Below are 11,950 nucleotides of genomic sequence, written 5' to 3'. Positions count from 1 at the left end.
CCATGCCGCATGCATCCAATTGGCATGCTCGATGACCATCTCTCCCCACCCCATACGAATGACGGCCTGGCCGGTACTGCCCTGCCTGGCGCGGGCGGCTTTGCCTATCCCCGCCCGCAGATGGTGCGCGAGAACTGGCAATCGCTGAACGGCGCCTGGCGTTTCACCTTCGACAATGAACGGCGCTACCGCCTGCCCGACGGCGGCATCGGCTGGACGCACGAGATCATCGTGCCGTTTCCGCCGGAATCGCAGGCCAGCGGCGTGGGCGACCGCGGTTTTCACCGCGTGTGCTGGTATCAGCGCGACTTCCTGCTGCAGCCGGGCGGACCCTGCGTGCTGCTGCATTTCGGCGCCGTCGACTACCATGCCAAGGTCTGGCTGAACGGTCACGTGGTGGCCGAGCATGAGGGAGGCCACACGCCGTTTGTTGCCAACATCAGCCATGCCCTGCTGGCCGACGGGCCGCAGGTGCTGACGGTGCGCGTCGAGGACGATCCGCACGACCTGGCCAAGCCGCGCGGCAAGCAGGACTGGCAACTGCTGCCCCATTCCATCTGGTATCCGCGCACCACGGGCATCTGGCAAAGCGTGTGGATCGAGCGCGTGGCCACCACCTATATCGGCAAGCTGCGCTGGACGCCCGTGTTCGAGGGCTATGAAATCGGCTGCGACGTGTTCGCCATGGGCGAGCTGCACGACGATCTCATCGTGGGCGTGCGCATCTGGCATGGCGACAATCTGCTGGCCGACGACCAGTACAAGCTGATCGAAAACGAAGCGAGCCGCAAGATCGCCCTGTCCGATCCCGGCATCGACGATTCGCGCAACGAACTGCTGTGGAGCCCGGAGCGGCCCATCCTGCTCGATGCCGAAGTCACGCTGCGGCATGGCGACGCCTTGCTCGACACGGTCAGGTCGTACACGGCGCTGCGCTCGGTGGCGATCAACCGCGACCGCTTCATGCTCAATGGCCGGCCGTATCCGCTGCGCCTGGTGCTGGACCAGGGTTACTGGCCCGACACCCTGCTGGCGGCGCCTTCCGATGCGGCCTTGCGGCACGACGTGGAACTGGCCAAGGCCATGGGTTTCAACGGCGTGCGCAAGCACCAGAAGATCGAGGACCCGCGCTACCTGTACTGGGCCGACCGCCTGGGCTTGCTGGTGTGGGAAGAAATGCCGTCCACTTACCGTTTTTCCGGCAAGGCCATCACGCGCATGGTGCGCGAATGGACGGACGTGATCGAACGCGACTACAGCCACCCGTGCATTCTCGTCTGGGTGCCGTTCAACGAATCGTGGGGCGTGCCCAACCTGACGGCCATCCAGGCCCACCGCAACGCCGTCGAGGCGCTGTACCACCTGACGCGCACGCTCGATCCCACGCGGCCCGTGATCGGCAACGACGGCTGGGAAGCGTCGGCCACCGACATCCTCGGCATCCACGATTACGACTGCGATCCGGAACGCCTGCAGGCGCGCTATGCGATCAGCGATTCGGCCCGCACCACCTTGTTCGACCAGCGCCGCCCGGGCGGACGCATCCTCACGCTCGACGGTTTTCCGCACCGGGGCCAGCCCATCGTCCTCACGGAATTTGGCGGCATCGCCTTTGACCGGGAGCAGGGGGAAACCGATACCTGGGGCTATGCGCGCGTGGGGAACGAGGCGGCCTTCCTCGACCTGTACCGGCGCCTGATGACGGTCGTCAATACGGCGCAAATGTTCAGCGGCTTTTGCTACACGCAGTTCGCCGACACGTTCCAGGAAACCAATGGCCTGCTGACGGCGGACCGAACGCCGAAGGCCGCGCTGGAACTGCTCAGCGCGGCCACCCGCAATATCCGGCTCAATTGAACCCAAGCCGGGCCTGACAAGTTTCGTCTGGTCCCTACATTAACAGGAGCAGGCATGGCCGATACCGATGGCGCGGCAGCGCCGTTTCTGACTTACTGGCAGGCGGGCTACGAGGGCGCCGACCACGTCACGCACGGCGGCCAGGCGCTGGACATGAACCGCGCCACGGGCCACCTGGACAGGGTGCGCGAAGACTACCTGCTGCTGCGCCAGTTCGGTATCCGCAGCGTGCGCGAAAGCATAGGCTGGCGCCTGGCCGAACGCGATGGCCGTTTCGATTTTTCCTGCATCGAGGAGCGCGCCGCCGTGGCGCGGGAACTGGGGCTGCAGGTCAACTGGACCTTCTGCCACTACGGCTGGCCGCCCGACGTCGACCTGTTCTCGCCGGACTTCGTGCCGCGCTTTGCCCGCTACTGCAGGGCGGCGGCGCAGTTTCTCGCGCCCTATGCGGGCAGCAAGCCCGTGTATTCGCCCGTCAACGAAATCTCGTTTACCAGCTGGGGTTTGTCGGTGCACATGTTCCAGTGCCTGAACATGCAGCGGCCGGACGCAGGTCATGAAGGCAAGCGGCAGCTGGTGCGCGCCACCGTGGCCGGCTGCGACGCCATCCGCGCCGTCAGCCCACATGCGCGTTTCCTGCAATGCGATCCCCTGATCCACGTGATCGCGCCGCCGGGACGGCCGGACTGGGTCGACCAGGCGGCCGCCTGGCGCGCTTCGCAGTTCGAGGCCTGGGACATGCTGTGCGGCCGCCGGGCGCCGGAATTGGGCGGCGCGCCGCGCTACCTGGACTTGATCGGCCTGAACTATTACCACAGCAACCAGTGGGAAAGCGGCAGCAACCTGCGCCTGTGGTGGCACCTGGGCGAGCCGCGCCGCATGCCCCTGTACCAGCTATTGCTGGAAGTGGGGCGGCGCTATGGGCGGCCGCTGCTGCTGGCGGAAACGAGCCACGTGGGCAGCGGGCGCGGCGCCTGGATACGCGACGTGGCCGCCGAGGCGGCGCTGGCCGTCCAGCACGGCGCGGACCTGCGCGGCATCTGCATCTATCCCGTCATCGACCGCCCCGACTGGGACGATGCCAGCCACTGGCACCGCAGCGGCTTGTGGGATGTCAGCCTGGAAGAGGCGGGAGGGGAGCGGCTGCGGCGCATCCTTTCGCCGCCTTACGCGGCGGCACTACGGCAGGCCCAGCGCCTGACCGCACACCTTTGTTCAACGTTTGCCCCGGCGGGGCAGAAAGGAACTGACATGCGAACCATTATCGTCTTTTCACACCTGCGCTGGAATTTCGTGTATCAGCGGCCGCAACAGCTGCTGTCGCGGCTGGCGCAGTTCTACCGCGTGGTCTTCATCGAGGAACCGGTCTGGCATGACGGGCCGGGCACGCTGGAGCTGTCCACCCCGGCGCCGAACGTGACCGTGTGCCAGCCCCGCACGGCCGTGCGGGCGCCCGGTTTTCACGACGACCAGCTGGCCGTGCTGCAACCGCTGCTGGCCCAGATCACGCCCGCCGACGACCCCATCGTCTGGTTCTATACGCCGATGGCGCTGCCGCTGCTGCCGGCCCTGCACGCGGGCCTGGTGGTGTATGACTGCATGGATGAACTGGCCGCATTCAAAAATGCTCCGCGACAATTACTGCAGCGCGAAACGGCCCTGCTGGCGCGCGCCGAACTGGTGTTCGCGGGCGGCCCCAGCCTGTTCGAGGCGAAACGCACGCGCCATGCGAACGTCCATTGCTTCGCCAGCAGCGTCGATACCGTGCACTTCGAACAGGCGCTGGACCGCCACAACGGCCATCCCGCGCAAGCGGAGATCGGACGTCCCAGGCTGGGCTATTACGGCGTGATCGACGAGCGTTTCGAGCCTGCCCTGGTGGCGGCGCTGGCCGATGCCCATCCCGACTGGCAAATCGTGCTCGTCGGCCCCATCCTCAAGATCGACCCGGCCAGCCTGCCGCAGCGGCAAAATATCCATTACCTGGGCCAGCAGCCGTACCAGGCGCTGCCGCACTTCCTGGCCGGCTGGGACGTGTGCCTGCTGCCCTTCGCCCGGAACGAGGCGACCCGCTTCATCAGTCCTACCAAGGTGCTGGAATACATGGCGGCGCAGTTGCCCATCGTTAGCACTTCGATCACCGACGTGGCCGTGCCGTATGGCGGCATCGTGGCCATCGCCGACACGCCCGATGCCTTTGTTGCCGCCTGCGAGGCGGCGCTGGCTGCGACGCCGGAGCAGCGCGCGGCCATGGCCGCCGGCATGCGCGCCATCGTCGAGGGTACCTCCTGGGATGCCACGGTGGAACAGATGCGCCACTTGCTCGACACGACGCCGCCGGCGCAGGGGGCCCGCCAGGCGGCGCCCGCCGTCAGTATGGCACAGGCTGCCGCACCGGGCGCCGGCGTCAACCTCCTGCATCCGCCCGGTGCGCCGCAAGCCGTGGCCTGCGCCATCATCGGTGCGGGTCCGACGGGCTTGAGCGCCGCCTATCACCTGGGCGCCGATACCTTGTTGCTGGACAAAAATGCCACGGTGGGCGGCTGGTGCCGCTCCATCGTCGACCGCGGTTTTACTTTCGACCATGCGGGCCACATCATGTTTTCCAACGATGACTATGTGCTCGACATGTACCGCACCTTGCTGGGCACCAACCTGCACTGGCAAAACCGCGAAGCCTGGGTGTACAGCAAGCAGGTCTACACGCGCTATCCTTTCCAGGGCGCGCTGTACGGCTTGCCGCCAGCCGTCATCAAGGAATGCATCATGGGAGCCATCGAGGCGCGCTACGGCAAGGCGCCTGCCGTGTCGGGCCATGCGGCGGCGGGGGCCTGCGCCGTGGAAGACTGCTGCGCCGACGGCGGCACGGGGCTGGAACAGGCGCACGATGCCGTGGCGGCACCGCCCCAGGCGGGGCTCAATTTCGAGCAGTTCATCCATCAGGTATGGGGCAGCGGCATCGCCCGCCATTTCGCCATTCCCTACAACAAGAAATTATGGACTGTACCGCTGGCCGAGATGGAAACGTCGTGGCTGGGCGGGCGGGTACCGTTGCCGAACCTGGAAGACATCATCGAGGGCGCGCTCGAACCGGTGGGCAGGCCGATGGGTCCGAATGCCCGTTTCGGCTATCCCTTGCGCGGTGGTTTCCAGGCATTGATGTCGGGCTTCCTGCCGCATCTGCAAGGCCAGCTGGAGCTCAACGCCGAGGTGGTGCAGATCCTGCCGCGCCAGCATGTAATCGTGCTGGCCGACGGCCGCCGCTTCCGCTACCAGCACTTGCTGAGCACCATGCCCTTGCCGGAACTGGTGCGCCTGAGCGGCGAGCAGGCGCCGCAGCAGGTACGGGCGGCGGCGCACGCCTTGCGGCATATTTCCGTGCGCTGCGTCAACCTGGGCGTGGCACGTGAAAACATCAGCGAGAAACACTGGATTTACTACCCGGAAGAGACGATATTCCACCGCATTTTCCTGCAAGGTAACGCCAGCCCCCACTGCAATGCGCCGGGCGGCTTTGGCTTGACGTGCGAGATCAGTTATTCGCCCTGGAAACCGTTGCCGCTGGATGGGCAAGCCCTGATCGACCGTTGCATGGCCGATTGCATCGCCGTGGGCTTGCTGCGCGACGACGACCGGCTGCTGGCTGCCAACCAGGTGGACATGCCTTACGCCTATGTCGTGTACGACCACGCGCGGGCCGCCAATGTGGCGCTGGTGAAGGCCTGGCTGGCCACGCAGGATATCGTGCTGGCGGGGCGCTACAGCGAATGGGAATACTACAATTCCGACCATGCCTTCCTGGCCGGGAAAAAAGCGGCGGAACAGATCGCCGGGCTGGCGGCCAGCCGGCGCAAGGTGAGCATGGTGGAATAGGCGCTTGCGCCGGGGGAGCCTGGAACGGCGCTCCCGGCGCAGGATGGATAGGCAAATAGGGAAAAGGCGCAAACAGGGAAAAGGCGCAAATGGGGAAAGGCAGGGAAAGGCGTAGACAAGAAAAGGCAACACGCAACACGCAACACGCAACACGCAACAGGCAACAGGCAACAGGCAACAGGCAAGGCAGATGAAATACCGGCCTTGCCTGTGTCAGCACGCTGGCGGCGCGGTGTCGCGTTGGCGTTCAGCGTCCGGGAACGCCAGTCCCGGATGCTATCGCGCATGGCGACGCGGTATGCCTAGTAGCGCTGCAGCAAGCCGTTGACCACCTTGACGTGATCGCCGATCTGGTAGCTGGGCTGGGAGTTTTGCATGAGGGTTTGTGTGCTGCCGTCGTCCAGGCGCAGGGTGACCCGGTACTGCGTATTGCCCGAGGTGCTGCCCGCTGTGCCGGAACTGCCGGATTGCATGTCGCCGCTGCGCTGATCCATTCCGCGCGGCACTGGCTCGATCGACTGTACCGTGGCAGAGGCGATGCTGACACCCGTCTGGCTGCCGTCCATGTTCATGGCGTTATTGGCCGAGGAGGTGCGCGTGTCGGCGCTGCCGGTGCCGGCATTGCTCATCGTGCTGCTGGTGCTGGTCCCGGTCCCGGTTCCGGCCCCGGTCGAAGTGCTGCCCGTCCCGGCCGTATTGCTGTAGCTTTCACCGCTGCGGCCATTCGTACTGCTCATGCCGGTGTTGTTCGGATTCGAATTGCAGGCGGCCAGCGTACACAGCAGGCCGGCCAGCGCCATGGTTTTTTTTGCTCTCATCTTGTTCTCCTCTTGGTCTGACAAAGTGGTAACCCGGTTTTCAGGGTGTGGCGGAGGTCAGCGTCAATGGCGCATGCCAGGCATGGCCGTAACTACTGCTAGTAAGAGAGCAGGGAAGGAAAGATGTTCGATCCTTGTTATTTCACATTGAGATACATCAAGCGCTTCAATTGTCGAGCTTGGTATAAAAGACATTCTTGTACGAATGTGCACAGCGTCAGCGCTGTCCCGCTGTCCTTCCCGCTGCTTATCTCAGGAGAATAAATGGCTTCCGATTCCACTAGCGTCAAGCTGATCAATGAGTTGGTGATTGCGGTGTATGGTGCGCCGGGCACGGCGAACGATATGCGCGCCCGCCATGCGCTGACCCAGGCCCTGCATGCCTTGACGAGGTTGTCACGGTCGGAGCAGTTGATGGAAATGCGGCGCGATGCGGCGCGCGCGGCGGGAGCGCACAGCCGGCGCGAGATGCATGCGGCCTTGCGCCGCATCGCCGGCCGGGCCGCGGCCGGGCAAGGCCAGTTGCCCCTGGCGCTGAGCGCCAGCGACGGCGCGGCGCCCTGATCAGCCGCGCGCCTTCTTCAGCGCGGCGGCGGCCATGCCGGGCCAGAGGAAGTACAGCGGCAGCACCACGGCCGTGGCGGCCGTGATATCGACCACCCAGTCGCTGACGGCGCCATGGCGATAAGGCAGGAAACTCTGGATAAATTCGTCCAGCGCGCCCATGGCTGCCACCATCAGCACCGACAGCAGCGCCCGGCGGGCCATGCCGCCGGCCGTGCCGCTGAACAGGATCAGGGCCAGCACGCCATAGCCGAACGAGTGCAGCACGCCGCCCGATGCATATTGGCCCACGTCCGCGCGCACGCCGGGGATGTCGCCGATCAAAATCACCAGCACATACAACAGCAGGGCTGTGCGGTAGCGCAGGCGTTCGTAGCGGTCGGCAAAACAAAGTTCGGACAAGGCTGCAGGCATGATGCGTCAGGATGGGTGGAAAGGCAGTCACAATATCATGGGCGTGGCGGGGCACCGTGTTTTTGCGCAAGAGCTTGCCGGACAGGAAAAAAAAAGGCCCGCGGGGGCGCGGGCCAAAAACCCAAATGAAAGGGTCAAGAGTTGAGAGTTGCTCGGTACTTACCCTGTCGCGCGCCTTGCCGGCGCCCGCCACGGTCATGAAAGGGGAGTGGTGTGCCATGGCGGCACACCTGTCTGTAGTCAGGCATATCGGTTGCCTGTACAGCAGATGAAGCAAGTATAGGGGGCGAAAATGACGGGCTGATGACACGCCGCAACATTTTTTTGCGGCAGACAGAATGAACGGGTAGATTGTGAGAAATGGCAAGAATGGCCATGTTGCAGCAGCGATGGCAAAAAAAAAGCCCGCTGGTGAAAGCGGGCTTAAAACTATTTTCTTGGAGGAGAATAGTGGAGACAGGTGCATTATGCTGCGTCGCACGATATGTGTCTAATGATCTTTTTAGATATGCATTATTCTTTTTTGATATAACTCACCTGTTTCACTCTTTTACGGCCACCGTGTAGTTGAGCGCCATGCGTCCGCCATCGACATAGATGGTCTGGCCCGTCATGTAGGTAGCGTCATCGCTGGCCAGGAAGGCGGCGATGCCGGCCACTTCTTCCGGCTCGCCGCAGCGGCCCAGCGGCGTGCGCGACAAAATCGTGTGGCGCGCTTGCGGGCTCGACAGCACCGCCTGCTTGGCCAGTTCCGTCAGGATGGTGCCTGGCCCGATGCCGTTCACGCGCACGCCGTGCGGCGCCAGGTTCAGGGCCATGACCTTGGTCAGCTGGTTGATGGCGCCTTTCGACACCACATACGGCACCTGGTTCGGGATCGCCAGCTCCGCATTCACGCTGGACATATTGATGATGCAGCCGCTGTTGCGCTTGACCATCTCGCGCGCCACGGCCTGGCCGCACAGGAACATCGATTTCAGGTTGATGCGCATGACCCGGTCGAAATCGTCTTCGCACACGTCGAGGAAATCGGCCGCATGCGTGACGCCCGCATTGTTGACGAGGATATCGATGTGCCCGAACTGCGCCAGGGTTTCTTTCAGCATGGCATCGACGTCCGCTTTCTGGCTGACGTCGGCGCAAAAGAAGCGTGCCTGCGGGCCGAGGGCGGCGGCCGCCTGCGCGCCTTCTTCCTTGATGTCGACCAGCATCACTTGCGCCCCTTCGGCGATCAGGCGGGTGGCGCAAGCCAGGCCGATGCCTTGCGTGGCACCCGTGACGATGGCGGTTTTATTGACTAATTTCATGTGTGCTCCTCGGCGGGTGGGGGCGCCGCCATGCTGCGGGGCCATGGCGGATTGTAATCCCTGGGCAGGAATCAGAGGAGGATGGGTTCGTTCGGCAACTGGTTGCCGCGCGTCCCATTGGCGGGGAAGTGGCTTTGCAGCAAGGTATTCAGCTGCTGCAAGGCATCGAGCGTGCTGTCGTGGTAATTGCCATCCTTGAACCCTTTGGTCATCGTGCGGCACACGGCTTGCCACTGCTCCGGCGTCACGCGCCGGCCCACGTTGCGGTCGGCCACGATATCGACCTGGTGTTCGGCCAGGTTGATATAGATCAGCACGCCAACGTTGTCTTCCGTATCCCACACGCCATATTGGGCGAACAGTTCGCGCGCCCGCTCGCGGTTGCTCACGCCCTGGTAAGCCATGCCCGGCGTCAGGGCCGCTTCGACGATCAGGCGCACTTCCGCCCGGTGCATCGTTTCACCGTCGGCAATCGCCGTTTCGATGGCTTTCAGGGTGCGCTCAGGAAAGGCCTGGCGCGCCGTCGCCGGCGTGCCCCGCAAATGTTTCAGGGCCCGTCCGCAGCGCTGTCCGAATGTCAGTTGTTTCGTCATTACCAATCTCCCGAGGCGCCGCCGCCGTCAAAACCGCCGCCGCCGCCACCGAAACCACCGCCGCCACCGCCACCGCCAAAACCACCGCCACCGCCGCCGAAGCCGCCACCGCGGTTGTTCAGCGCCTGGTTCAAGATGCTGCCCAGCACGACGCCCGTGGCGCCGCTGGACCAGTTGCTGCCGCGCTGCAGCCGGTTCGGCCCGCCGCGCGAGCGGAACACGGTCACGAGCACAAGAAAGCCGAAGAACAGCAGCGGCAGCCAGAAGGTCATGCCGCCCGCTTCCACGGTTGCCGGGGCCTGTTTTTGCGCCGGTGCGGGAAATTGCTCCTGGTTCAGCAAGGTAGCGATGGCGCCAATGCCGGCCACCAGGCCGCCGTAATAGTCGTTTTGCTTGAAATGGGGGGCGATGACGTCTTGCAGGATGCGTTTCGATTGCGCATCGGTCAGCACGCCCTGTACGCCACGGCCCGCTTCGATGCGCAAACGGCGCAAGGACGATGGGTTGTCCTTCGCCACCATCAGCAGCACGCCGTCATCGACGCCCTTGCGGCCCAGCTTCCAGGCATCCGTCACGCGGATGCTGTATTGCTCGATGGCTTCCGGTTCCGTGCTCTTGACCAGCAGCACGGCGATCTGGCTGCCCGTCTTGGCTTCGTAGTCGGCCAGCACGCCTTCCAGTGCCGCTTTCTGCTTGTCATCGAGCATGCCGGCGTTGTCCGTCACGCGCGCCGCCAGCGGCGGCACGGGCTGCAAGCCCTGCGCGCTGGCGGGCAAGGCTGTCCACAGCAGCAGCGCCGTCGCCAGCGCCGCCAGATAAGACCAGGCTTTCATCTTATTTGCCGAAGTTGACGGTCGGCGCGGTCGAAATGGCTTTTTCGTTTTCCACCGTGAACGAAGGCTTGACCTTGTAGCCGAAGATCATCGCCGTCAGGTTGTTCGGGAAGCTGCGCGCATGCACGTTGTAATCTTGCACGGCGGCGATGTAACGCTGGCGCGCCACGGTGATGCGGTTTTCCGTGCCTTCCAGCTGCGACTGCAAGTCGCGGAAGCTGGTGTCGGCTTTCAGATCCGGGTATTTCTCGGACACCACCATCAGGCGCGACAGGGCCGACGACAGCTGGCCCTGCACCTGCTGGAATTTCTCGAACGCGGCCGGGTCGTTCAGCACTTCGGGCGTGATCTGGAAACTGGTGGCGGCGGCGCGCGCCTTGGTCACCGCTTCCAGCGTTTCGCGCTCGTGCGTGGCATAGCCCTTGACGGTGTTGACCAGGTTGGGGATCAGGTCGGCGCGGCGCTGGTACTGGTTGACCACTTCGCCCCAGGCGGCCTTGGTGGCTTCGTCCTTGCTCTGGAAGTCGTTATAGCCGCAGCCCGTCAGGATGCCGGCCAGGACGGTGACGCTCAGGGCCAGGCGCAGCCATTTGGTGAATTGATTGGTGATTTGCATGATGGGTTCCGTGCAGAGTAAAGGAGGTGGGGCAAATATACCTGAAACGGCCCGCCATGTCGGTTTAATAAGCGTCGGCCGCCGCCTCAGCCTGCCTTCCCTGGCCAGCGCCGCGTTACAATACGGGGTTTGCAACTGAATATAGAGAAGGTGTGCCGTGAATTTCATCAATAAATTATCCGCCGCATGGACGGCCAATAATTCCCTGCTGTGCGTGGGCCTGGACCCTGACCTGGCGAAACTGCCGGCCGAGCTGCGCGACTTGCCCGATGGAATCACCACCTTTTGCACGCGCATCATCGATGCCACGGCCGACCTGGCCTGCGCCTTCAAGCCGCAGATCGCCTATTTTGCCGCACTGGGCGCGGAAAAGCAGCTGGAAGACATCTGCCGCTACGTGCGCGAGAACTATCCTCACATCCCCCTGATCCTCGACGCGAAACGGGGCGACATCGGCGCCACAGCCACGCAATACGCGCGCGAAGCGTTCGAACGCTACGGCGCTGACGCCGTCACCGTGAACCCCTACATGGGCGAGGACTCGCTCGATCCCTACCTGGCGTGGAAAGACCGCGGCGTGATCATCCTGTGCCGCACTTCGAACCCGGGCGGCTCGGACCTGCAATTCCTCGACACGGACGGCGAACCGCTGTACCAGCGCGTGGCGCGCCTGGTGGCCGAGAAATGGAACAAGAATGGCCAGTGCGCGCTCGTCGTCGGCGCCACCTTCCCTGAAGAGCTGGCGCAAGTGCGCGCCATCGTGGGCGACATGCCGCTGCTGGTGCCCGGCATCGGCGCCCAGGGCGGCGACATCGCCGCCACCGTCGGCGCTGGCCAGACGGCGAACGGCATGGGCATGATGATCAGCTCCTCGCGCGCCATCATCTACGCCACGCCGCAGGACGGCGAAGACTGGGCCGACGCGGCGCGCCGCGTGGCGATCGAAACGCGCGATGCGATCAATCAACACCGCGCAGCGTAGGTCGGATTAGCGGCGACGCCGCGTAATCCGACACCACCACGCTCGGGCCAACAATGTTGTCGGATTACGCTCTACGAGCTAATCCGACCTACG

At 64.2% G+C, this 11,950-nt stretch carries 10 protein-coding genes; 4 read left to right on the top strand and 6 right to left on the bottom strand.

All coding sequences use genetic code 11. The features are described from left to right. The first annotated feature begins 120 nt into the window (after positions 1-120). Together AC1RBA_RS16270 and AC1RBA_RS16265 are read left to right on the top strand one after the other, a co-directional pair. Positions 121-1,857 (top strand): glycoside hydrolase family 2 protein, encoded by a 1,737-nt coding sequence (locus AC1RBA_RS16270; RefSeq protein ID WP_070218197.1) that lies wholly within the window; start codon positions 121-123, stop codon positions 1,855-1,857. A gap of 54 nt (positions 1,858-1,911) precedes the next feature. After that, positions 1,912-5,730, top strand: a complete 3,819-nt coding sequence (locus AC1RBA_RS16265; protein ID WP_492419093.1) for an NAD(P)-binding protein — start codon at positions 1,912-1,914, stop codon at positions 5,728-5,730. A 302-nt stretch (positions 5,731-6,032) separates the two neighbouring features. On the opposite strand, the gene AC1RBA_RS16260 is transcribed toward AC1RBA_RS16265, so the two are convergent. Further along, a complete protein-coding gene (locus AC1RBA_RS16260; RefSeq protein WP_492419091.1) occupies positions 6,033-6,548 on the bottom strand; it encodes a hypothetical protein in 516 nt (171 codons plus the stop codon). A gap of 264 nt (positions 6,549-6,812) precedes the next feature. Between AC1RBA_RS16260 and AC1RBA_RS16255 the strand changes: the two genes are divergently transcribed. Further along, complete coding sequence (locus tag AC1RBA_RS16255; protein ID WP_492419089.1) at positions 6,813-7,112, top strand: hypothetical protein; 300 nt, start codon at positions 6,813-6,815, stop codon at positions 7,110-7,112. Here AC1RBA_RS16255 and AC1RBA_RS16250 read toward each other — a convergent pair whose 3' ends face one another. The 5 genes from AC1RBA_RS16250 to AC1RBA_RS16230 all read right to left on the bottom strand — a co-directional run bounded on the left by AC1RBA_RS16250 (position 7,113) and on the right by AC1RBA_RS16230 (position 10,875). After that, complete coding sequence (locus tag AC1RBA_RS16250; protein WP_070288585.1) at positions 7,113-7,526, bottom strand: VanZ family protein; 414 nt, start codon at positions 7,524-7,526, stop codon at positions 7,113-7,115. Between the two features lie 542 nt (positions 7,527-8,068). Continuing rightward, positions 8,069-8,833, bottom strand: a complete 765-nt coding sequence (locus AC1RBA_RS16245) for an SDR family NAD(P)-dependent oxidoreductase (RefSeq protein ID WP_035825332.1) — start codon at positions 8,831-8,833, stop codon at positions 8,069-8,071. A gap of 71 nt (positions 8,834-8,904) precedes the next feature. Then, positions 8,905-9,426, bottom strand: a complete 522-nt coding sequence (locus AC1RBA_RS16240; protein WP_070312036.1) for a TPM domain-containing protein — start codon at positions 9,424-9,426, stop codon at positions 8,905-8,907. After that, positions 9,426-10,259 carry a TPM domain-containing protein gene (locus tag AC1RBA_RS16235; RefSeq protein WP_492419087.1) on the bottom strand — a complete coding sequence of 278 codons (834 nt, stop codon included), beginning with the start codon at positions 10,257-10,259 and terminating at the stop codon, positions 9,426-9,428. The genes AC1RBA_RS16240 and AC1RBA_RS16235 overlap by 1 nt, the downstream gene beginning before the upstream one ends. Position 10,260: 1 nt before the next feature. Continuing rightward, entirely contained in the window at positions 10,261-10,875 is a 615-nt protein-coding gene (locus AC1RBA_RS16230; protein ID WP_070221362.1) for a LemA family protein, read from the bottom strand. Positions 10,876-11,032: 157 nt separating this feature from the next. Here AC1RBA_RS16230 and pyrF point away from each other — a divergent pair, with 157 nt between their 5' ends. After that, on the top strand, positions 11,033-11,857 hold the full coding sequence (gene pyrF, locus AC1RBA_RS16225) for an orotidine-5'-phosphate decarboxylase (RefSeq protein WP_492419085.1): 825 nt from the start codon (positions 11,033-11,035) through the stop codon (positions 11,855-11,857). Positions 11,858-11,950: the final 93 nt, after the last annotated feature.

This window comes from Janthinobacterium sp. GW823-FHT03B06, from assembly GCF_058796955.1.
The sequence above is the reverse complement of the archived record's forward strand: the minus strand, read 5'-3'. Positions and strand labels throughout refer to the sequence as shown.

What these genes read in the sequence shown, in the direction of transcription:
- AC1RBA_RS16270 (WP_070218197.1), top strand. Translation starts at nt 121, where the DNA reads ATGGTGCGCGAGAACTGGCAATCGCTGAACGGCGCCTGGCGTTTCACC.
- AC1RBA_RS16245 (WP_035825332.1), bottom strand. Translation starts at nt 8,833, where the DNA reads ATGAAATTAGTCAATAAAACCGCCATCGTCACGGGTGCCACGCAAGGC.
- AC1RBA_RS16230 (WP_070221362.1), bottom strand. Translation starts at nt 10,875, where the DNA reads ATGCAAATCACCAATCAATTCACCAAATGGCTGCGCCTGGCCCTGAGC.
- AC1RBA_RS16260 (WP_492419091.1), bottom strand. Translation starts at nt 6,548, where the DNA reads ATGAGAGCAAAAAAAACCATGGCGCTGGCCGGCCTGCTGTGTACGCTG.
- AC1RBA_RS16235 (WP_492419087.1), bottom strand. Translation starts at nt 10,259, where the DNA reads ATGAAAGCCTGGTCTTATCTGGCGGCGCTGGCGACGGCGCTGCTGCTG.
- AC1RBA_RS16240 (WP_070312036.1), bottom strand. Translation starts at nt 9,426, where the DNA reads ATGACGAAACAACTGACATTCGGACAGCGCTGCGGACGGGCCCTGAAA.
- AC1RBA_RS16265 (WP_492419093.1), top strand. Translation starts at nt 1,912, where the DNA reads ATGGCCGATACCGATGGCGCGGCAGCGCCGTTTCTGACTTACTGGCAG.
- AC1RBA_RS16255 (WP_492419089.1), top strand. Translation starts at nt 6,813, where the DNA reads ATGGCTTCCGATTCCACTAGCGTCAAGCTGATCAATGAGTTGGTGATT.
- AC1RBA_RS16250 (WP_070288585.1), bottom strand. Translation starts at nt 7,526, where the DNA reads ATGCCTGCAGCCTTGTCCGAACTTTGTTTTGCCGACCGCTACGAACGC.